Genomic DNA, 20,496 nt, shown 5'->3' with positions numbered 1-20,496 from the left:
GTGAAAGTAGGACATCGTCAGGCTATTAATCCCCAAAACCCCTCGCAGTAACATGCGGGGGGTTTTGCTATTTTTGGGTCCGCTCTAACAGTGCGCTCATTAAAGCGTAGCCGCGAATTTGCCGTAGATGGGTCTGATCCGGCCCGTAACGCCAGCCACGGAGTTGTGATCAATGACTGATTCGCCAGGTTCGGGCTCACAGCCCCTTGCCCATGCAGCGGTGGTGAAGGACGGGGCGGCAGCCGGTGTTCTTCTCAAGCAACTATTCCCCGCGCTCTTCTCCAGCGCAATCAAGCCGTTGAAGCTCCGCATTCAAGCGGATATCGCGTTGCGCGCCCCCGGACGGTTTACCCGCTCGGCTCTGACCACATTCTTGCGTCGATACACTGCTACGACTGCGTACTTGGCCGCCATGACGAGAGCGACGCATCGCTTCGATTTGGACGGCCAACCAGTAGCTGAACTCAGCATCGAACACAAGACCGCCGCCCGTGAGGCGCTTGCTGAGCGCAAGGCACGGCTTCGTGCGCGAGATGCCGAGGTGGAAGCGGCTCGCCGTTGGCGGGCGGAATTCTTGCGAGATTGGTCGAGCACCAACCTCTCGCGAGCCAACTTTTGCGCACTGAAGGGCATCGCAGAAGAGGCGCTGGAACCGATCTTGGAACAGGCCAAGACGGAGGCGAGCGCTCTACAAAAGACAAATACTCAACTGGCCCGTCCAGTGAGGGAGCGGGAGCGGGAGAAAAGACCCGCCGCGCCCCATTCGAAACCCCGCTGATCAGCGGCTGTCACAGCCCGGATTGCAGACCCTCTCGTTGCGGCCAAGAACCTTCAAACTCCGCAGGTTGCTTGGTAGCCGGTGTTTCCCGCATTTGAAGCAGGACCGCATGTGGCCACTGCCGAAAAAGGGAGATCCACCAACCTTCGACTCGTAACGCAAACCGTCATCGCGCACGGCCGTTTGGGTGTCCTGGAGCATGGGGCGTCTGCTTGGCAGTTGGGACGCCGGAATACTAGGCGCCGAAAATGACGGTGCCACTACCGATTTGCCCGTGTACCGCACGATGCGATTACGGGCACCAAAATAAAAGCGCCCTCGACTGAGGGCGCTCTCTTTTGTACTGAAGCAAAAAGCGTTAAGGCTTTTTGGTTGCCAGTTGTTCCTCGAGCTCCTTGCAAGAGGGCGCGCAAACAGGTTGACTCTTGCCAAGCAGCTTTCGTGACTTCAACATCGCCCGAGGACGATGCTTGCCGCACAAGAAGCACGACATCGTTGCGGCGCCGAAGGACGAGGTCGCCGCAAACGGCGAGCCCGGGGCTTTGGACTTGTAGCGCAGGCCATCGGCCTCGATCAAGGTTTTGGTGGTTTCCTTCGCCACGCTGTTCCTGCCTGTAGTCTGGTTCGTTGGTAGGGTGCCGCAGATCGGTACCGCGGCGAAGCGGCAATTGTCGCTCAAGCTGCCGCACGAGGGCTAGCCGTAAACAGCCGCTGAACCCGAAGAGGCGTCATGAGCCTTCGAAGCAGGGGGGGCGCCTCTCTGCCCAGGCCCGCACGCCTTCGAGCAAATCGCCGGATTGGAGGCAGCGCTGTTGATCGGCCAACAGATCATCAAGCACTATCGTGTTCGCGGCGATCCGATTCAGGTGGAGCTTCATCCCGCGAAGCGCAAGAGGTGCCAAGGTGGCAATCTCCCGGCTACATCGCGCTATCAGCGCGCGCAATGCGGGTTCATCGGCAACCAGTTCATCGAGGAAGCCGATGCGCAGCATCTCTTTGGCATCCAGGGTTTGGCCGCCCAAAAGAAGCCGCTTGGCGGGCCCCAATCCGAGTCGTGTGACCAAACGGCGCATTCCTCCGAGGTGGTAATGCAGGCCCAGGCGGGCGGCTGGCACGGCAATCACGCACTCGCGCGTGCCAAAGCGGAAGTCGCTCGCAAGAGCAAGATCGGTGGCGCCGCCCCAGAGCCCCGCATGCAACGCTGCCACGGTGATCTGCGGAAGGCACTCCCAGGCATCACACAGGCGCTCAAAGAGAGCTGGTGCGTCAACGCCGGGCACCGCATCGATATGAAAGCCGCTGCAGAAGTGACGACCCTCTGCCTGTAACACCACCACCCGTACCGCTTCAGCCCCCCGAAGAGCCTGCATGTGTGCCTCAAGGGCAGCGAGGTCGTCCAACTCCAGTCGGTTGGCTTGCTTGGGTCTTCGCAATGTGATGGTGGCCAGGGCCCCCTCCACACGCAGATCCGGAGATTCAGAAGGCTGCATGGGGAAGCATTCTCGGCGCCCTAGAATCCTGCGCTCCACCGGTCAGGCTTGCCCTGATACTGTCAATTCGCGGCTTCCGCCGCTCATGGAACGAGTCCCCCTGTGCTGATTTCCAACGCCTTTGCCCAGGCCGCTGCGCCCGCCGCCACGCCCGAATCGAGCCTGATGAGCCTGCTGCCCTTGGTGGCGATGTTCGTGGTCCTTTACTTCATCATGATCCGCCCCCAGATGAAGCGGCAGAAGGAGCACAAAGCCATGATCGAAGCCCTCGCCAAAGGCGATGAAGTGGTGACCGCTGGCGGTCTGCTGGGTCGCGTGGCCAAGATGGGTGACAGCACCATTCACGTGGAACTGGCAACCGGTGTCGAGGTGCAGATGCAGCGCTCGGCGGTTGTGCAGGTGCTGCCCAAGGGCACGCTGAAGTAAACCGGCCGGCCCCGCTGCAGGGGCTAGCACTTTGCCGCGGGCGCCCTTGGGCGCCCGCCGCCCCTGGGAGGGGCCATGAATCGTTATCCGTTCTGGAAATACCTGGTGCTGGTGGCGGCACTGATGATCGGGGTCATCTACACCCTGCCCAACTGGTTTGGTGAGGCGCCGGCCGTCCAGGTTTCGAGCGGACGAGCCACGGTCAAGGTGACCGATGACGTGCGTGCACGCGTTGCGCAGGCGCTCAGTTCCGCCGGGATCGCGTCGGACTTCGTGCAGTTCGAGGGCAACTCGGTGCGCGCACGCTTCAACGACACCGACGTGCAGATCAAGGCCAAGGACGCCATAGCCAAGGCTCTGAATCCCGACCCAGCCAACCCCGACTTCGTGGTGGCGCTGAACCTGATCTCCAGGTCGCCGCAATGGCTTGCCAAGCTGCATGCCTTCCCGATGTACCTCGGCCTGGACCTGCGCGGAGGTGTCCATTTCCTCATGGAAGTGGACATGAAGGCGGCATTGGCCAAGAAGAACGATGCCTTGGTTGGGGACGTGCGCACGCTGCTGCGCGACAAGGGCATCCGGCATGCGGGCGTCAGCAAAGACGGCGAGCGCCTGCAAGTCGCGTTCCGCGACGGTGCAACCCTGGAGGCGGCACGCAACCATCTGCTCGAAAAGCTGGCGGACCTGGAGTGGCAGACCACCGGCAGCGGCACTGAGCTCCAACTCGTGGGTCAGCTCAAGCCCGCGGCCCGTATTGCGGTGCAGGAAGGCGCGCTCAAGCAAAACATCAACACGCTGCACAACCGCATCAACGAGTTGGGCGTTGCCGAACCGGTGATTCAGCAGCAGGGTTTGAACCGTGTGGTGGTGCAACTGCCGGGTGTGCAAGACACCGCCAAGGCCAAAGACATCATTGGGCGCACCGCAACCTTGGAGGTCCGGCTGGTGGACGACAGTGCCGAGGCCCTGGCGGCCTTGAGTGGTTCCGGCCCGGTGCCCTTCGGGACGGAGCGCTTCCAGGAGCGTGGCGGCCAGGCCTTGATCGTCAAGCGCCAGGCGGTGCTGACGGGTGAGAACCTCAACGATGCTCAGGCCGGGTTTGACGATCAGCACAGCCCAGCCGTCCACCTCACGCTGGATGCGCGTGGTGCACGCATCTTCAAGGATGTGACGCGCGAGAACATCAACAAGCGCATGGCCATCATCCTGTTCGAAAAGGGCAAGGGTGAGGTGGTGACCGCGCCGGTGATCCGAGGCGAGATTGGCGGCGGGCGCGTCCAGATCTCGGGTGCGATGACTTCGACCGAGGCGGCTGATACCGCGCTGCTGCTGCGCGCCGGTTCGCTGGCGGCGCCCATGGAAATCATCGAAGAGCGCACGATCGGTCCGACGCTGGGCAAGGAGAACATTGACCGGGGCTTCCAGTCGGTGCTGTGGGGCTTTGCCGCGGTGGCGGGCTTCATGTGCGTGTACTACATGCTTTTTGGTCTGTTCTCGTCACTGGCCCTGGGCTTCAATCTGCTGATGCTGGTGGCGGTGTTGTCCATGCTGCAGGCCACCTTGAGTCTGCCCGGCATGGCGGCCATTGCCCTGGTGCTTGGCATGGCGATTGACTCGAACGTGCTGATCAACGAGCGCATTCGCGAGGAATTGCGCGGGGGTGTTGCACCGCAGACGGCCATCCACTTGGGTTACGAGCGCGCCTTCGCCACCATCCTGGATTCAAACGTCACGACCCTGATCGCCGGTCTGGCCCTGCTGGCCTTCGGGTCCGGGCCGGTCAAAGGCTTTGCCGTGGTGCACTGCCTGGGCATCATGACCTCGATGTTCTCGTCCGTGATGTTCTCGCGTGCGCTCGTGAACCTTTGGTATGGGCGCAAGCGCAAATTGCAGACGGTGGCGATCGGCCAGGTTTGGCGCCAGCAGGCCGCGGCACCGGCCGACGCGCAATAAGGGGAGGCCGAGATGGAATTCTTCCGAATCAAGCGGGACATCCCGTTCATGAAGCACGCGTTGGTCTTCAACGTCGTGTCCTTTCTCACCTTTGCCGCTGCGGTGTTCTTCTTGGTCACTCGTGGCTTGAACTACTCGATCGAGTTCACCGGGGGCACGGTGATGGAGATCGAATATGACCACGCGGCCGACGTCCAGCACGTGCGTGAACTGATCGAGCCGATGGGCTTTGGCGAAATCCAGGTGCAGAAGTTCGGCAGTTCACATGACGTCATGCTGCGGCTGCCGGTGCGCCCGGGCAAGAAGCAGACCGAGGTCGTGGACGAGGTGTTTGCCGTGCTCTGCAAGGCCGAAACGGGGCAGTTGCAGCAGAAGTCCTATGTCAGCGACAAGGGCGAGGCGGTCACCAAGACGGTCTGCGTGAACGCGCAGGCGGCCGAGCCCTTGAAGCTCACGCGCAGCGAAGTGGTGGGCCCTTCGGTGGGAGCCGAACTGGCGGCCGATGCAGCGAAGGCGCTCGCCTTCACCGTCCTGGGCATCATGGTGTACTTGGCGTTCCGGTTCGAATGGAAGTTCTCGGTGGCCGGCATCATTGCCAACCTGCATGACGTGGTCATCATCCTGGGTTTCTTTGCCTACTTCCAGTGGGAGTTCTCGCTGTCCGTGCTGGCGGCCGTGTTGGCGGTTCTTGGCTACTCGGTGAACGAGTCGGTGGTGATCTTCGATCGCGTGCGCGAAGCCTTCCGCAAGTACCGCAAGCTCAGCACGCACGAGGTCATCGACCACGCCATCACCTCCACCATGAGCCGCACTGTCATCACGCACGGGAGCACGCAGTTGATGGTGCTGTCCATGCTGGTCTTCGGTGGGCCCACGCTGAAGTATTTCGCTGTGGCGCTGACCATCGGCATCCTGTTCGGCATCTACTCATCGGTCTTTGTGGCGGCCGCCATTGCCATGTGGTTGGGCGTCAAGCGCGAAGACCTGGTGAAGATCGCGGCCAAGACCGAGGATCCCGACGACCCGAACGCTGGAGCGGTGGTGTAAGGTCCATCCCACCGACCTCGGCCCGCCGCGCTTGCCCTCCATGACTTCCCCTTCCGCCGCCCCCGCGCTGGCCCAGGCTGCGCGGCGCGTGTATGTGGAGGCCTTGGTCAAAGGGTCGGCGGCGGTGCCTGCGGCCCTGGTGGAGGCACTGCAACAGCGCCTGTTGAAGCCGGCCGAGCCACCGAAGATCCGCGCTTGGCGCGACACGCTGGCGGCACTGCAGCAGCACGGTGCCACCTGGCAAATGGGCTTGATTGCGCGCCTGCGCCGACTGAGCAAGAGCCAGGAAGTGCCCGACCCGCACCTTGCCGCGCGCCCTGCCAAGGCCTTGAGCCTGGTGGAGGACGACACGATCGAGCGTGAAATCCTGGCTTCGCGACTGGCCTTGTCCATTCAGGGCGAGACCCAGTGGCAGCTGACTGATCTGCGTACTCGCATGCAGGTGCTGGAAGGGCATCCTGACCTGGCGCCTGACGACAAGATGCGGCCTGCCGTGATGGCGCGATTGTGGGTCGACGCTTGGCGCGAGGCTGACCTTGGCCATGTCGATTGGCAGCAGTTGCAGGACGTGCTGCACGACGAGTTTGGCCATTGGATGGGCAGCGCCTACCACCTGACGAACCGTTGGCTGCTGGAGCAGGGGGTGCTGCCGGAGGTGGACCTTCGCCCCTTCATCATTCGTTCCGTCGGCATCCGCACGGGAGTTCAGCTGGGCGGGAGCTTCCTCGAATCCACCAACCGCAGAACGGCCGAGTTTGGCGGTGGATCCAGTGCGCCGGTGCCCGCCGGCCGGCCAAGCAGCGCGCCTGCCGCATTGGCTTTGGGCGGCAGTGCGCAGCCACTGCAGGCCGCTGGCAGCCCGCAGAGTCAGCAGGCCTTCCAGGTGCTGGAGCAGTTGCATGAAGTGCTGCGCCGGCAGGTGCCGAGTCTGGCGCAGGTCATGGCGCAGCCCGTCCCGGCTGCGGGCCCAGAGGTGGTGCCCCCACCCACCGCCGCCAGCCTGACACCGCGCCTGCAGGCGGTGATTCAGCGCGCCCAAGGGGCCCTGCAGCGCCCGCCTGCCGCAGAGGGCTCCGGTGCTGCCGTGCTCGAGGAGATGCGCGCACGCAGCCAAGCCTTCAAGCAGGTCTTGAAGCAGGCCGCGGGCACGCCGGAGGAGCGCGCCACGATCGAAATCGTGGCCATGATGTTCCAGAGCATCCTGCAGGATGACCGGCTGCCCGCCACGGTGCGGGTCTGGTTTGCGCGTCTGCAGATGCCGGTGCTCCGCGTGGCCGTGGCCGAGCCGGATTTTTTCGCCGCCAACGACCATCCGGCCCGCTTGTTGATCGATCGCATGGGCGCCTGCGTGCTGGGCTTCGACAGCGTCGATGCCGTTGGCGAGGTTTTGGAGCGCGAGATCAAACGCGTGGTGCAGGTGGTCGAGGCGTACCCGGACACCGGCCGGCGCGTGTTCCAGACCGTGCTGACCGAGTTCGAGCAGTTCCTCTCCAACTTCTTCGAGAAGGAGAATCCGCTCAGCCGCAAGGGGGTGTCGCTGGCTCAGCAGGTGGAGCAGCGCGAAACCTTGGCGATCCAGTACACGATCGAGCTGCGCAAGATGCTGGCCGACATGCCGGTCGACGACAGCCTGCGTGATTTCCTGTTCCAGGTCTGGGCCGATGTGCTGGCCGTCACGGCGGTCCGTGAGGGCAGCCAGGCCGAGGTCACGCGGCTGATGAAGCGTGCGGCTGCCGATCTGATCTGGTCCGCGGGGGCCAAGGGCTCTCCGGAAGAGCGGGCGGAGGTCATCCGGCGTCTGCCGGTCCTGCTCAAGACCCTGCGGGACGGCATGAGCCATGCCGGCATCGCCCCCAAGAAGCAGGATGAACACATCCGGCGCCTGAACAATACGCTGGCGGCTGCCTTTACCGCCAAGGCCGCGCCGATCCCGCGCGATCGCCTTGAAGAGCTGATGGACCGTTTGCAGACGCTGGAATCGATGCTGCCCGGCTTGAGCGACATCGAGCTGGACGAGGGCCTGCTGCGCGACATCTCCGGCCACGAGACCGAAGGGCTCGAAGTGGTGGGAGAGGGCGGTTCACCCCCATCGCCGGCTATGCTGGCCTGGGCGCGCGAGCTGCCGGTGGGCAGCTGGTACCGACTGCAATTCCGGGGGCGCTCGGAAACCGTGCAATTGGCCTGGGCCGGTGCCCGCCATCAATTGCTGCTGTTCGTGTCGCCCCAGGGCCGCGCGGTGCTCTTCCCGTTGCAGCGCCTGGCGGCCTTCCTGCAGGCCAGCCTGATGCAGCCGGCTCAGGACGAATCCGTGACGGTCAAGGCCACGCGTGATGCGCTGGCCCGACTGGAGAGTGATCCGGAGCAGCTGCTGCGCTGAAGGCCGAGCCATGACGACGGCTGCGAGCCGTTCAGTGGATCAGGCGTTCTTCCGGAGCGACGAAGAGCTCGTCCAGGATCAGGGCGTCCGGTTCCTCGCCCAGGCTCCAGAACACCATCAGCACGATGATCTTCAGGTCTTCAAGGTCGACCGGCCCGCCTTCGATGGCCATGGCGCGATCCAGCACGACCTCGCGCATCGGAGGCGGCAGGACGCCCGCGCTGGCCAGGAAGCTGATGAACTCGATGGATGCCGGGCCCAATTGAGCCAGTTCATCGGCTGTGTAGACCCGTAGGCTGTGCGCCTGCGTCTGCTCACCCACCGACTGGGCTGCGGCCGCCAAGCCGTCGAGCCAGTTGAGCGCGTCGCGAATGTCATCGCGCTCGAAGCCTACAGCCGACAGCTTGCGGTGCAGCTGGGCTGCGTCCGGGCAGGCGTCGGGGCGCCAGTAGGTCTCGTAGAGGTAGACGAGCACATCAAACATGCGATCGATGATAGCCGAGGGGCCTCGGGCCACCGGCTCCGAATCAGGGGGGCTGCGACCCCGCATTCGTGCGCACAAAGCGCTCGCCCGGTAGGCGTTGCACCTGGCCTTGCAATTCAAGCTGGAACATTTGAGTCAGCACTTCGGCCGTGCCCCAGCCCAGGCGCTGCTGCAGGCTGTCCAGCCCCACGGGCTCGAAGCCGAGGGCTTGCAACAGGGGATCCGCAGACTCTGCAACGGGGGTTGAAAGCGGCGCCGGCGATGGCGGCTGGGGAGCGGGCGCAGGCAGCTCGTCCAGGATGTCCTGGAGGCTTTGCACCAGCTTGGCGCCCTGCTGGATCAGCTGGTGGCAGCCCTGAGCCTGCAGGGATCTGATTGGGCCGGGAAGTGCGAACACCTCGCGGCCAGCTTCGCTGGCCAATCTGGCGGTGATCAGCGAGCCCGAACGCAGCGCGGCTTCGACCACCAGGCAGCCCTCACTGAGGCCTGCAATGATGCGGTTGCGCACCGGAAAGTTGGCGGGCAGCGGCGGTTCGCCCGGCGCATGCTCGCTGATCAGCAGGCCTTGCTCGCGGATTCGAGCCGCCAAGCTGCGATGCCGGGGTGGGTAAATCTGATCCAGGCCGCAACCCAGTACGGCCCAGGTACTGCCCCGCTGCAAAGCGGCGGCATGGGCGGCACCGTCGATGCCCAGTGCCAGCCCGGACACGACGACCCAACCGGCTTGCACGATGTCCTCGGCAAATTGCCGAGCCAGTTCCAGTCCGCTGGGTGTAGGGTGCCGGGTGCCCACGATGGCCAAAGCGGGACGCAAGAGCTGCTCGCGCTGTCCGTCCAGGAACAAGGCGAGCGGTGGGTCCGGACTGTTTAGCAGTTGCTGCGGATAGTCGGCATCGCCGAGCCTGAGGAGGCTATGGCCCGGCTCCTCCAGCCAATTGAGCGCCTGTTCGAGGCGCCGCTGCTGCTCCGCCGTGGGGGCGGGCAAATGGGCCTGAGCGCGCCGGGCATCGCAAGCACAGGCCTGCAAAAGCCGGCGCGCCTGGGTGCGTCCCAGTTCGCCGCTCAGTCGCAGCCAGGCTGCCAGTTCAAGCTGGTCAGCCGTGGCTGCCACGGTCAGCGCGGTTCGCTGAAACGGTCCCCGGTGCTGACCGGCTCCTTGACGGAGATGATCAGCGCGTAGGAAACCCGCTTGAAGGTCTGGAACACGAACAGCACGCCGTGGGCCTCGTCCGGCAACTGCACTGCCTCATTGCGGTTGTCGGTACGGTCCTTCACCACGCGACCGGCGCGCCACAGGCTGAGCACGTGGCCGCGCTCCAGGCCATCCGCGCTGCCCCGGTTTAGCGCCACGATCTGGTTCTGTCCGGCCGTGATGGCGTCGCCGTACACGGAAATGATGCGTCCGCCGAGCGGCTTGCCCGGGGCATGGGGTACATAGCGGGAGTAGTTACGCGTCGGCACGGGTGCCAAGCGGTCACCCACGCCAATCTCCTGCCGCATCTGGCGGACGGTGATGGTGGCCGGCACTTCCAGCTTGTCGCCCTGGTTCAGCGTCTCGCCGCCCAGACGGGTCAGGTCGGCAGTGCCGAGGTAGACCGACTCGTAGCCCAGAACTTCCTTGGTTTCGAAGTCGCGCAGCGGTTTGGCGCTGCGGAACACGCGGTAGCTGGACATCGGCTGCTGGATGCCACGCACGTAGGCGCTCTCGCCCTGCGACAGCATCACCCGCCCCTCCTGCGCAGCGACGATGCGCGGCGCCGCCGCCAGCTCGTCGCTGTCCAGCACGATGGCTTCATTGAGGAAAGGCTCGATCAAGTGCTGCGGAATGGCGGCCACTGGGTTGTCGGCCAGGTCGGTGGTGCGAACGCGCGGCGTGAGCACGACGTCGCCACTTTCACCTGCCGCGGCGCTGCTCCCCCCTGGGCTCATCTGCAGCGTGGCACGGCCATCGCGCTTGACCAGGTAGAGCGTCTGCCCCGGGTAGATCAGATGCGGGTTGGCGATCTGCTGCCTGTTCATGCCCCAGAGCTCGGGCCAGCGCCAGGGGCTCTTGAGGAAGATCGACGAAATGGCCCAGAGCGTGTCACCGCGCTTGACGGTGTGGCTGTCCGGTGCGTTCGGGGCCAGCTCATCCAGCGGCACGCCGGCCTGGGCCACGCGTTCGGCGGTGGCGCGCTGGTCTTCCGTGATGGGGTAGGGATTGGCGCCAGCCGGCAGGGCATAGGCACAGGCCAGGGCGGCGGCGGTCAGACTCAGGCGTAGGCTCTTCAACAGGTTCTCCCGGTGCGCGCGCCGGCATGGCCTGGGCGCCGACAAGGTCCATGGGGCTGGGAGACAATCCGCGCCCCTGGGCTGCTTGGCATTCTGCCGTCATCGCCACGCATTGCCGCGCTCCGTCCGCCGGGGCGCACCTGGGGCAGACCCGCGCCACGTTGCGCACCGCCCACAGCCTTCCTGCATCGTCACACCCGTACACAGTCTCTATGGCCCGCCTGAACATCCTGCGATTCCCCGATCCCCGCCTGCACACCGTCGCCAAGCCGGTCGCTGCCGTGGATGAGCGCATCCGTCAGCTGGTCGATGACATGCTGGACACCATGTATGCGGCCGAAGGCGTGGGCCTGGCGGCTACCCAGGTGGATGTGCATGAGCGCGTGGTAGTGATCGATGTCTCCGAAGACCGCAAGCAGCCGCGCGTGCTGATCAACCCGGAAATCATCGCCACCAGCGCCGAGATGTGCGAAGGCGAGGAGGGCTGCCTGTCGGTGCCGCAGACTTACGACAAGGTGATGCGCCACAAGCAGGTCACCGTGCGGGCGCTGAACCGCGAGGGCCAGACTTACGAGTTCGAGGCCGATGGCCTGCTGGCCGTGTGCGTGCAGCACGAGCTAGATCACCTGATGGGCAAGGTCTTCGTCGAGTACCTGAGCCCGCTCAAACGCGATCGCATCAAGACCAAGATGCTGAAGAAGGCCCGCGAGGAACAACAGCAGGCGCCGCGGCGCGCCTTCTGAGGGCGGCCGGCGATGTGTCTGGTCTTTGCGGGCACCCCCGAATTCGCCGCGCGCGCGCTGGATGCGCTGCTGGTGGCCGGCCACGAGGTGGTGGGCGTGCTGACCCAGCCCGACCGCCCGGCGGGCCGCGGCATGAAGCTGCAGGCCTCGCCGGTCAAGCAGCGCGCCCTGGCTGCCGGCATTCCCGTGGCCCAGCCCCAGGGCCTGCGCCTGGATGGGCGTTATGCCGAAGACGCCGCGGCAGCCCAGCAGCAACTGCTGGCCTGGGCGCCCAAGTTGATGGTGGTGGCCGCCTACGGCCTGATCCTGCCGCGCTGGGTGCTGCAGTTGCCGGCGCGCGGCTGTTTGAACATCCATGCCTCGCTGCTGCCGCGCTGGCGCGGCGCGGCACCCATCCAGCGCTGCATCGAGGCCGGCGATGCGCAGACCGGCGTGACCATCATGCAGATGGACGAAGGCCTGGACACCGGTGCCATGCGCCTGATCGAGAGCCTGGACCTGGCCGCCGACGAGACCGCAGCCAGCCTGCACGACCGCCTGGCCGAGCAAGGCGCGCGGCTGATCGTGCAGGCCCTGGCGCAGCTGGACGATTTGCCGCTGCGGGCCCAGCCCGAGACGGGTGTCAGCTACGCTGCCAAGATCGAGAAGCGCGAAGCGCAGATCGACTGGAGTCAGGACGCTGCGCAGATCGAGCGCCGGCTGCGCGCCTTCGACCCCTTCCCGGGCGGTCAGACCAGCTGGCAGGGCGAGATCCTCAAGGTCTGGCGCGGCCGGGCCGCGCAAGGCCAGGGCGAGCCCGGCACGGTGCTGGCCTTGCACCCGGACGGCCCGGAAGTGGCTTGCGGCCAGGGCAGCCTGGTGCTGACCGAGCTGCAGCGGCCAGGCGGGCGCCGTGCCCCAGCGGGCAGCCTGGGTCTGAGCCCCGGTCTGCGACTGGGGCAGACTTGAAATCCGGCCCCGCGCGCCCATCTGGTGCCTGAATCCACTCTCCCCGGAGGACTGCTGCCATGTTCAATCTGATGAAGACCGCCATCCTGATGGCGGCCATCACGGCGCTCTTCATGGTCTGCGGCCAGCTGCTGGGTGGGCAGAACGGCATGATCCTGGCATTGCTGTTCGCGCTGGCGATGAACTTCTTCAGCTACTGGTTCTCCGACAAGCTGGTGCTGAAGATGTACAACGCGCAGGAAGTCGACGCCCGCTCGGCGCCGCGCTTCTACGCCATGGTGCAGGAGCTGGCGGCCAAGGCCCAACTGCCGATGCCGCGCGTCTACCTGATCGAGGAGCAGGCGCCGAACGCCTTCGCCACCGGCCGCAACCCCAGCCACGCGGCGGTGGCGGCCACCACCGGCATCCTGCGCGTGCTCAGCGAGCGCGAACTGCGGGGCGTGATGGCGCATGAGCTGGCCCATGTGAAGCATCGGGACATACTGATCTCCACCATCAGCGCCACCATGGCCGGTGCCATCTCGGCCCTGGCCAATTTCGCCATGATCTTTGGGGGCCGCGACGAGGACGGGCGGCCAGTCAACCCGATCGCCGCCATCGCTGTGGCCATCCTGGCGCCGCTGGCCGCCAGCCTGATCCAGATGGCCATCAGCCGCTCGCGCGAATTCGAGGCGGACCGCGGCGGCGCCGAGATCAGCGGCGACCCCGAGGCCCTGGCCAGCGCGCTCGACAAGATTCGCCGCTACGCCAGCGGCATCCCGCTGCCGGCCGCCGAGGCCCACCCTGAGACGGCGCAGATGATGATCATGAATCCGCTCTCCGGAGGCGGCCTGCGTGGCCTGTTCAGCACCCACCCGAGCACCGAGGAGCGCATCGAGCGCCTGCTGGCCATGGCCCGAACTGGGCGCTGAAGCCGGCGCTGTTCCCGCTCAAGTGCGCCCCCCGCGCTCCGAAATGAAGGCCATGCGTCTTGTCATCCTGCCCCTGCTGATCGCGCTCACCGGCTGTGAGCAGTTGGGTATTGAGGACCCGGCCAAAGTGGCGGCGGTAAAGGAGGCCGAGGGCAAGGCCATTGGCAGCGCCTGCCGCCATGCCATGCGCGCCATCGAGGACTGCTACACCCTGAACCCCAAGGCCAGCAAGGCCGCGGTGTACGCCGGTTGGCGCGAGATGGACGAGTACATGCGCGAGAACAAGCTCGAAGGCGTGGCGCCCGCGCTGCCACGCGCCGAGCCCAAGAAGGCCAAGCCGGCCGACGAGGAAGAGGAGCCGGCGTCGGCGCCTGCGCCGGCGATGAAGAAGGGCGGCAAGGCAGCCTCGGCCTGAAGCAGTTCGGCCGCACCGAACTGCGCTTCGTCGCAGCGAGCTTGGTCGGCCCGAGGGGCTGCGGGACGATGAGTCCCATCGACAACCCCTTCGGAGCCCCACCATGAGCCTGGTTCGCCGCAGTCTTCTCACCGCCACCCTGGCCGCTGCCGCGGCCGCCACCCTCAGCGCCGGCGCTCTGGCCTGGGGCCAGGAGCAGGTCAAGGGGGACGGCAAGATCGTCAAGGAAGCGCGCCAGCTCGAGAGCTTTGACGGCATCGCCCTGGCGGGCCCCTTCGAGCTCAAGCTGCGCCAGTCCGACACGCAGCGCGTGGAGCTGGAGGCCGACAGCAATCTGCTGCCCCTGGTCGAAACGCGCGTGATCTCGGGCTCCAAGGGCAAGACCCTGGAGGTGCAGGTCAAGAAGGGCTACTCGGTCTATTCCAAGCAGCCGCTGCGCATTGCTGTGGATGCCGCCACCTTGCGCCGTCTGGCCATCGCCGGTTCGGGCAAGGCAGAGATCGGGTCCCTGAAGACCGAGAAGCTTGATTTCAGTGTCGCCGGTGCGGGCACCGTGCTGGCGCCGCAGCTGGATGCTGGCTCGGTCAAGATGAGCGTGGCGGGCGCGGGGGACATCCTTGCCGGCGGCAAGGCCGCTGAAGTGGATGTCTCGATCGCCGGCAGCGGCGATGTCAAGGCATTCGATCTGGCGGGGGACGAGGTCAAGGTCTCGATCGCCGGCAGCGGCGATGCGCAGGTGCAGGCCAACAAGAAGCTCAAGGTTTCGATCGCCGGCAGCGGCGATGTGGTCTACACCGGCAGCGCCGAACCGTCGACGTCGATCGCCGGCAGCGGCAGCGTCAAGCGTCGCTAATCGCCTGGCGAACTCCGGGTGAACCCGGGGCGGCGAGAATGGCCGCCCCGTGAAAGCCTCGCTCGCCGCGCTGTGGCGCGACCCAGAATTTCAGCGCGGGGCCCGCGAGATGTCGGGCCCCGCGCTTGGCATTGCGGCCTGGGGTCTGGTGACGGGCGTGGCGATGGTCAAGAGCGGCCTGACGCTGGCCCAGGCCCTGGGCATGACCCTGCTGGTGTTTGCCGGCAGCGCCCAACTGGCCGCCATGCCGCTGATGGCCGCAGGCGCGCCGCTCTGGGTGCTGCTGGCCACGGCCTTCTGCGTCAATCTGCGCTTCGTCATCTTCAGCGCGCAGTGGCGCCACTACTTCGGCCACCTGCCGCGTCGCCAGCGCCTGGCACTGGGCTACTTTGCGGGTGACCTGAACTTCGTCTACTTCGTTCAGCGCTTTCCCGAGCCGCAGCCCGCCCCCGGCCAACTCGCCTATTTCCTGGGCACGGTGGCGGTGAACTGGAGCTCCTGGCAGTTGGCCTCTATCGTCGGCATCCTGGCCGCGCATGCCATTCCCACGCAATGGGGTCTGGGCTTTGCCGGTGTGCTCGCGCTGCTGGGCCTGAGCTACTCGCTGCTGAACGAGCGCCGCCTGTGGTGGACCGCCCTGGTGGCGGGGGCGGTGTCGATCGCGGCCTATCAGCTGCCGCTGCGCCTGCACATCGTGGCGGCCATCGCCGCGGCCGGGCTGTTCGCCTGGCTGCTCAAACGTCTGGCGGCGCGATGAGCGACGCGCAGATCTGGCTCGCCATCGCCGGTCTGGCCGGCATCACCGTGGTGGCACGCGGCTTCTTCATGCTGAGCGACCGGCCCTGGCCGCTGCCGGAATGGCTGCGCGAGCTGCTCAAGGTGGCGCCGCTGGCGGCCTTGGTGGCGGTGATCGCCCCCGAGGTGCTGATGAGCCAGGGCGAACTCATCACCACCTGGCGCGACCCACGCTGGCCGGCGGTGCTGGCCGCCACGGCCTACTTCTTCTGGCAGCGCAGCATCCTGGGCACCATCCTCGTCGGCATGGCCGTGCTGCTGGGCCTGCGCCTGGGCCTCGGTTGGTAAGCTGAATCCATTCCTTCTCCTTTCTCTCACAAGACCATGAAAGTTCTTCGCTTCTCCGACCTGATTGCGCAAGGCCAGGTGGCCGGCAAGCGCGTCTTCATCCGCGCCGACCTGAACGTGCCGCAGGACGACGCCGGCCGCATCACCGAAGACACGCGCATCCGGGCCTCGCTGCCCGCCATCCGCATGGCGCTCGAAGCCGGCGCGGCGGTGATGGTCACCTCGCACCTGGGCCGTCCCACCGAGGGTGAGTTCAAACCCGAGGACTCGCTCGCCCCGGTGGCCGCGCGCATGGCCGAATTGCTGGGCCGCGAGGTCAAGCTGGTGGCGAACTGGGTGGATGGCGTGCAGGTGGCGCCGGGCGAGCTGGTGCTGCTGGAGAACTGCCGCGTCAACAAGGGCGAGAAGAAGAACAGCGAGGAGCTGGCGAAGAAGCTGGCCGCGCTGTGCGACATCTTTGTGCACGACGCCTTCGGCACGGCGCACCGCGCCGAGGGCACGACCTACGGCATCGCCCAGTTCGCGCCCATCGCCTGCGCCGGCCCGCTGCTGGCGGCCGAGATCGACGCCCTCACCAAGGCCCTGGCCACGCCCAAGCGTCCGCTGGTGGCCATCGTGGCCGGCTCCAAGGTCAGCACCAAGCTGACCATCCTGCAGGCCCTGGCCAGCAAGGTCGATGGCCTGATCGTTGGCGGCGGCATCGCCAACACCTTCATGCTGGCGGCGGGCCTGAAGATCGGCAAGAGCCTGGCCGAGCCCGATCTGCTGGGTGAGGCCATGGCCGTGATCGAGGCCATGAAGGCGCGCGGCGCGGCCGTGCCCATCCCGGTGGACGTGGTGTGCGCCAAGGCCTTCGCGGCCGACGCCCCGGCCACCGTCAAGGCTGCCACCGAGGTGGCCGACGACGACCTGATCCTCGACATCGGCCCGCAGACCGCGGCGCAGCTGGCCGCCCAGCTCAAGGCCGCCGGCACCATCGTCTGGAACGGCCCGGTGGGCGTGTTCGAGTTCGACGCCTTCGCCAAGGGCACCGAAACCCTGGCACGTGCGATTGCCGAGTCGGACGCCTTCTCGATCGCCGGCGGTGGTGACACCCTGGCGGCGATCGCCAAGTACGGCATCACGGACCAGGTCGGCTACATCAGCACCGGCGGCGGCGCCTTCCTGGAAGTGCTGGAGGGCAAGACCCTGCCGGCCTTCGAGATCTTGGCCGAGCGCGCGGCCGGCTGAAACCGAGCTGTTCCCAGGCACGGCTCTGTAACCGTATCATCCGCAAATCAAGTAATCGAGTTACATCCATGAGCCGTGCCACCAAGATCGTCGCCACCCTCGGCCCCGCCTCCAACACGCCCGAAATCCTGGAGCGCATGATCCGCGCCGGGGTCGACGTGGTGCGCCTGAACTTCAGCCATGGCAAGGCGCAGGACCACATCGACCGCGCGCAGATGGTGCGCGAAGCGGCGCTGCGGGCCGGCAAGGCGGTGGCCATCATGGCCGACCTGCAGGGCCCGAAGATCCGCGTCGGCAAGTTCGAGGGCGGCAAGGTGCAGCTGGAAAACGGCATGCCCTTCGTGCTGGATGCCGACCGCACCGAGCTCGGCACGGTGGAGGCCGTGGGCCTGGACTACAAGGAGCTGCCGCGCGACGTGAAGCCCGGCGACACCCTGCTGCTGAACGACGGCATGATCGTGCTGACCGTGGACGCGGTGCGCGGTAGCGCGGTGTTCACCACCGTCAAGGTGGGCGGCGAACTCAGCAACAACAAGGGCATCAACAAGCAGGGCGGTGGCCTGACCGCCCCGGCCCTGACCGGCAAGGACATGGAGGACATCAAGACCGCGATGTCCTTCCAGTGCGAATACCTGGCGGTGAGCTTCCCCAAGAGCGCCACCGACATGGAGCTGGCGCGCCAGCTGGCGAACGTGGCCGGCGAGCCCTACCGCCACAAGCCCGGGCTCATCGCCAAGATCGAGCGCAGCGAGGCGATTCCGCAGCTCGAGGCCATCCTCAAGGCCAGCGACGGCATCATGGTGGCGCGCGGCGACTTGGCGGTGGAAGTGGGCAACGCGGCCGTGCCGGCGCTGCAAAAGCGCATGATCAAGATGGCGCTGGAGATGGACAAGCTGACCATCACCGCCACGCAGATGATGGAGTCCATGATCGTCAACCCGGTGCCCACGCGCGCCGAGGTCAGCGACGTGGCCAATGCCGTGCTGGACGGCACCGACGCCGTGATGCTCAGCGCCGAAACCGCGGCCGGCAAGTTCCCGGTCGAGACCATCGAACAGATGGCGGCCATTGCGCTGGAAGCCGAGCGCGCCGAGTTCGTCAGCCTGGAAACGGACTTCGCCGACCGCCGCTTCGCGCGCATCGACCAGTCCATCGCCATGGGCGCTCTGTTCACCGCCCACCACCTGGGTTGCAAGGCCATCGTGGCGCTGACCGAGTCGGGTTCGACCGCGCTGTGGATGAGCCGCCACCGCATCCATGTGCCAATCTACGCGCTCACCACCCAGGCCATCAGCCAGCGCAAGATGGGCCTGTACCGCAACGTCTACCCGCTGCTGATGCCGCGCATGGACGACCGCGATGCCGCCCTGCTGGCAGCCGAAAGGCTCCTGATCGAGCGCGGCGTGCTGATGCCGGGCGACACCTACGCCATCACCTGCGGCGAGCCGATGGGCTACCCGGGTGGCACCAACATGCTGAAGGTCTGCCGGGTCGGCTGAACCCGGGGGCGCGGCCATGCGACTGCGCTCCAAGATCTTGCTGCTGGCCATCCTGCCGCTGCTCGCGGCCCTGGGCCTGATCGCCCTGGCCGTGCAGCACCAGGAACGCAGCCTGGCCCGCAGCGAGCATGAGCTGGTGGAACGCGCCTACCTGGACGCACGCCGCGCCGAACTGCGCAACTACGTCGCGCTGGCGGCCAGCACCATCGCGCCGCTGTACGCGCGCGCCGACGCCGACCCGGCCCTGCGCGAGCAGGCGCTGCGCCTGCTGGCCTCGCTGGACTACGGCCGCGACGGCTACTTCTTTGTCTACGACCTGCAGGGCACCGTGCTGATGCACGCGCGCCAGCCCGAGCTGGTGGGCCGCAACCTGTGGGAGCTGCGCGACCCGCAGGGCCGCCCCACCATCCAGCGCCTGATTGCGCAGGCCAAGGCCGGCGGCGGCTTCGTGGACTACCCCTGGCCCAAGCCCAGCAGCGGCGAGGCCGCGCCCAAGCTGGGCTACGTGATCGCGCTGGAGCGCTGGGGCTGGATGATCGGCACCGGCCTCTACACCGACGACATCCAGGCCACGCTGGCCGAGCTGGGCCGCCAGGCCAATCGCAACATCGCCACCACCCTGCTGGCCATCGCCGGCATTGCCGCCCTGGGCATTGCCGCCGTCAGCGCCGGGGCGCTGGCGCTGAACCTGAGCGAGCACCGCGTGGCCGAAAGCAAGCTGCGCCTGCTGGCGCGCCAGGTGCAGGCCTCGCAGGAGGAGGAGCGCACGCGGCTGGCGCGCGAGCTGCACGATGGCGTCAGCCAGACCCTGGTGTCCACCAAGCTGCTGGTGGAAGCGGCCCAGGCCAGCGGCGCCACCGAGCCGCTGGGGCGGGCGCTGGAGCGCCTGGAGGCCTGTCTGGACGAGGTGCGGCACCTCTCGCACCGCCTGCGCCCGGCGCTGCTGGACACGCTCGGCCTGCCCGCGGCGCTGCAGCACCTGGCTGGCGAGATCGAGGAGGCGGCCGGCCTGCCGGTTGAGCTGCGGCTGGACGGGGCCGCACGCGAGCTGCCGGCCGAGCTGAAGACAGCGCTGTTCCGCGTTGCCCAGGAGGGGCTGACGAACGCCGTCAAGCATGCGCAGGCGGCGCACATCGAATTGCAGCTGGGCTTCGAGCCCGGGGCGGTGCGGCTGCAGATTCGCGACGACGGACGCGGCTTCGACGAGCGCGCGGTGCGCCTGCACCCAGAGCAGGGCATCGGCCTGCGCAATATGCGCGAGCGCCTGGCGGCGCTGGGCGGGCACTTCGAGATCCAATCCGAAGCGGGCGCCGGCACCACCCTGCTGGCCATGCTGAGCACCACATGAAGCCGATCCGCATCCTGCTCGTCGACGACCACCCGATGGTGCGCGAGGGCCTGCGCGCACGTCTGTCCAGCGTCGCCCATCTGGAGGTGGTGGGCGAGGCCGGTGACGCCGCCGAGGCCCTTCAGGCCGTGAGCCTGCTGCAGCCCGATGTGGTGCTGCAGGACGTCGGCCTGCAGCAGGGCAATGGCATTGAGCTGATCGAGCAGCTGCTGGCCCTGCGCCCGGACCTGCGCGTGCTGATGTACAGCATGTACGACAACCCCGAGTACGTGCAGCGCGCGCTGCAGGCCGGGGCCAGCGCCTATGTGCTGAAGTCGGCGCCGGCGGCCGAGATCCTGGCCGCGCTGGATGCCGTGATGGCGGGCGGCACCTTCCTGAGCCCGGCGGTGTCCAAACGCCTGTTCCGCAACCAGGCGCCGCGGCCGCTGCTGTCGGCGCGCGAGAGCCAGATCCTGGCGGCGCTGGCGCGCGGTGCATCGAGCAAGCAAATCGCCAAGGATTTGGAACTCTCGGTGCGCACGGTCGAGACGCACCGCCAGAGCATCAAGCGCAAGCTGAACCTTGAGGGCCAGGCCGAGCTGATCAAGTACGCGGTCGAGCATGCGCGGGATCTGGGGTAGGGGTCTGGGTTAACCCTTGC

The 20,496-nt window shown here is 66.7% G+C and carries 21 protein-coding genes; 16 read left to right on the top strand and 5 right to left on the bottom strand.

What is annotated here, in order from left to right; genetic code table 11:
* Positions 1–172 precede the first annotated feature (172 nt).
* Positions 173–778, top strand: a complete 606-nt coding sequence (locus I7X39_RS21570) for a ProQ/FINO family protein (RefSeq protein ID WP_198113442.1) — start codon at positions 173–175, stop codon at positions 776–778.
* Positions 779–1,136: 358 nt separating this feature from the next.
* Here I7X39_RS21570 and I7X39_RS21565 read toward each other — a convergent pair whose 3' ends face one another.
* Positions 1,137–1,379: a hypothetical protein gene (locus tag I7X39_RS21565; RefSeq protein ID WP_198101564.1), complete on the bottom strand. Its 243-nt coding sequence runs from the start codon at positions 1,377–1,379 to the stop codon at positions 1,137–1,139.
* Between the two features lie 127 nt (positions 1,380–1,506).
* Complete coding sequence (locus I7X39_RS21560; RefSeq protein ID WP_198113441.1) at positions 1,507–2,268, bottom strand: enoyl-CoA hydratase/isomerase family protein; 762 nt, start codon at positions 2,266–2,268, stop codon at positions 1,507–1,509.
* A gap of 102 nt (positions 2,269–2,370) precedes the next feature.
* Between I7X39_RS21560 and yajC the strand changes: the two genes are divergently transcribed.
* The 4 genes from yajC to I7X39_RS21540 all read left to right on the top strand — a co-directional run bounded on the left by yajC (position 2,371) and on the right by I7X39_RS21540 (position 8,071).
* Positions 2,371–2,694 (top strand): preprotein translocase subunit YajC, encoded by a 324-nt coding sequence (gene yajC, locus I7X39_RS21555; protein ID WP_198113440.1) that lies wholly within the window; start codon positions 2,371–2,373, stop codon positions 2,692–2,694.
* A 75-nt stretch (positions 2,695–2,769) separates the two neighbouring features.
* Entirely contained in the window at positions 2,770–4,647 is a 1,878-nt protein-coding gene (gene secD / locus I7X39_RS21550) for a protein translocase subunit SecD (RefSeq protein WP_198113439.1), read from the top strand.
* 12 nt (positions 4,648–4,659) lie between these two features.
* On the top strand, positions 4,660–5,694 hold the full coding sequence (gene secF, locus I7X39_RS21545) for a protein translocase subunit SecF (protein ID WP_198113438.1): 1,035 nt from the start codon (positions 4,660–4,662) through the stop codon (positions 5,692–5,694).
* Positions 5,695–5,734: 40 nt separating this feature from the next.
* The gene (locus I7X39_RS21540; RefSeq protein ID WP_198113437.1) at positions 5,735–8,071 is read left to right on the top strand and encodes a DUF1631 family protein; all 2,337 of its coding nucleotides are present in this window, start codon (positions 5,735–5,737) and stop codon (positions 8,069–8,071) included.
* Positions 8,072–8,102: 31 nt separating this feature from the next.
* On the opposite strand, the gene I7X39_RS21535 is transcribed toward I7X39_RS21540, so the two are convergent.
* The 3 genes from I7X39_RS21535 to I7X39_RS21525 all read right to left on the bottom strand — a co-directional run bounded on the left by I7X39_RS21535 (position 8,103) and on the right by I7X39_RS21525 (position 10,826).
* Positions 8,103–8,555 (bottom strand): Smg family protein, encoded by a 453-nt coding sequence (locus I7X39_RS21535; RefSeq protein ID WP_198113436.1) that lies wholly within the window; start codon positions 8,553–8,555, stop codon positions 8,103–8,105.
* Between the two features lie 43 nt (positions 8,556–8,598).
* Positions 8,599–9,540, bottom strand: a complete 942-nt coding sequence (dprA, locus tag I7X39_RS21530; RefSeq protein WP_232352115.1) for a DNA-processing protein DprA — start codon at positions 9,538–9,540, stop codon at positions 8,599–8,601.
* A 128-nt stretch (positions 9,541–9,668) separates the two neighbouring features.
* Positions 9,669–10,826 carry a LysM peptidoglycan-binding domain-containing protein gene (locus I7X39_RS21525; protein WP_232352114.1) on the bottom strand — a complete coding sequence of 386 codons (1,158 nt, stop codon included), beginning with the start codon at positions 10,824–10,826 and terminating at the stop codon, positions 9,669–9,671.
* Positions 10,827–11,038: 212 nt separating this feature from the next.
* Here I7X39_RS21525 and def point away from each other — a divergent pair, with 212 nt between their 5' ends.
* The 11 genes from def (at position 11,039) to I7X39_RS21470 (ending at position 20,476) form a co-directional block, all read left to right on the top strand.
* Complete coding sequence (gene def / locus I7X39_RS21520; protein WP_198113435.1) at positions 11,039–11,569, top strand: peptide deformylase; 531 nt, start codon at positions 11,039–11,041, stop codon at positions 11,567–11,569.
* A gap of 12 nt (positions 11,570–11,581) precedes the next feature.
* Positions 11,582–12,517: a methionyl-tRNA formyltransferase gene (gene fmt / locus I7X39_RS21515; protein ID WP_198113434.1), complete on the top strand. Its 936-nt coding sequence runs from the start codon at positions 11,582–11,584 to the stop codon at positions 12,515–12,517.
* A gap of 59 nt (positions 12,518–12,576) precedes the next feature.
* Positions 12,577–13,428, top strand: coding sequence for a zinc metalloprotease HtpX (gene htpX / locus I7X39_RS21510; RefSeq protein WP_198113433.1), 852 nt, complete (start codon positions 12,577–12,579; stop codon positions 13,426–13,428).
* Between the two features lie 52 nt (positions 13,429–13,480).
* Positions 13,481–13,843 (top strand): hypothetical protein, encoded by a 363-nt coding sequence (locus I7X39_RS21505; RefSeq protein WP_375140808.1) that lies wholly within the window; start codon positions 13,481–13,483, stop codon positions 13,841–13,843.
* Positions 13,844–13,946: 103 nt separating this feature from the next.
* Positions 13,947–14,696 carry a head GIN domain-containing protein gene (locus I7X39_RS21500; RefSeq protein ID WP_198113431.1) on the top strand — a complete coding sequence of 250 codons (750 nt, stop codon included), beginning with the start codon at positions 13,947–13,949 and terminating at the stop codon, positions 14,694–14,696.
* A 109-nt stretch (positions 14,697–14,805) separates the two neighbouring features.
* On the top strand, positions 14,806–15,453 hold the full coding sequence (locus tag I7X39_RS21495) for an AzlC family ABC transporter permease (protein ID WP_198113443.1): 648 nt from the start codon (positions 14,806–14,808) through the stop codon (positions 15,451–15,453).
* A complete protein-coding gene (locus I7X39_RS21490) occupies positions 15,450–15,779 on the top strand; it encodes a branched-chain amino acid transport AzlD family protein (protein ID WP_198113430.1) in 330 nt (109 codons plus the stop codon). Before I7X39_RS21495 ends, I7X39_RS21490 begins: the two co-directional genes overlap by 4 nt.
* 36 nt (positions 15,780–15,815) lie before the next feature.
* Positions 15,816–17,009 carry a phosphoglycerate kinase gene (locus I7X39_RS21485; protein ID WP_198113429.1) on the top strand — a complete coding sequence of 398 codons (1,194 nt, stop codon included), beginning with the start codon at positions 15,816–15,818 and terminating at the stop codon, positions 17,007–17,009.
* A gap of 68 nt (positions 17,010–17,077) precedes the next feature.
* On the top strand, positions 17,078–18,508 hold the full coding sequence (gene pyk, locus I7X39_RS21480; RefSeq protein WP_198113428.1) for a pyruvate kinase: 1,431 nt from the start codon (positions 17,078–17,080) through the stop codon (positions 18,506–18,508).
* Between the two features lie 16 nt (positions 18,509–18,524).
* The gene (locus I7X39_RS21475) at positions 18,525–19,856 is read left to right on the top strand and encodes a cache domain-containing protein (protein WP_198113427.1); all 1,332 of its coding nucleotides are present in this window, start codon (positions 18,525–18,527) and stop codon (positions 19,854–19,856) included.
* On the top strand, positions 19,853–20,476 hold the full coding sequence (locus I7X39_RS21470) for a response regulator (RefSeq protein ID WP_198113426.1): 624 nt from the start codon (positions 19,853–19,855) through the stop codon (positions 20,474–20,476). Before I7X39_RS21475 ends, I7X39_RS21470 begins: the two co-directional genes overlap by 4 nt.
* Positions 20,477–20,496 lie beyond the last annotated feature (20 nt).

The sequence above is a fragment of the Inhella proteolytica genome, assembly GCF_016093275.1.
In the GTDB taxonomy this organism is placed as follows: Bacteria; Pseudomonadota; Gammaproteobacteria; order Burkholderiales; family Burkholderiaceae_C; genus Inhella; species Inhella proteolytica.
This window is presented reverse-complemented; position numbering and strand designations above follow the sequence as displayed.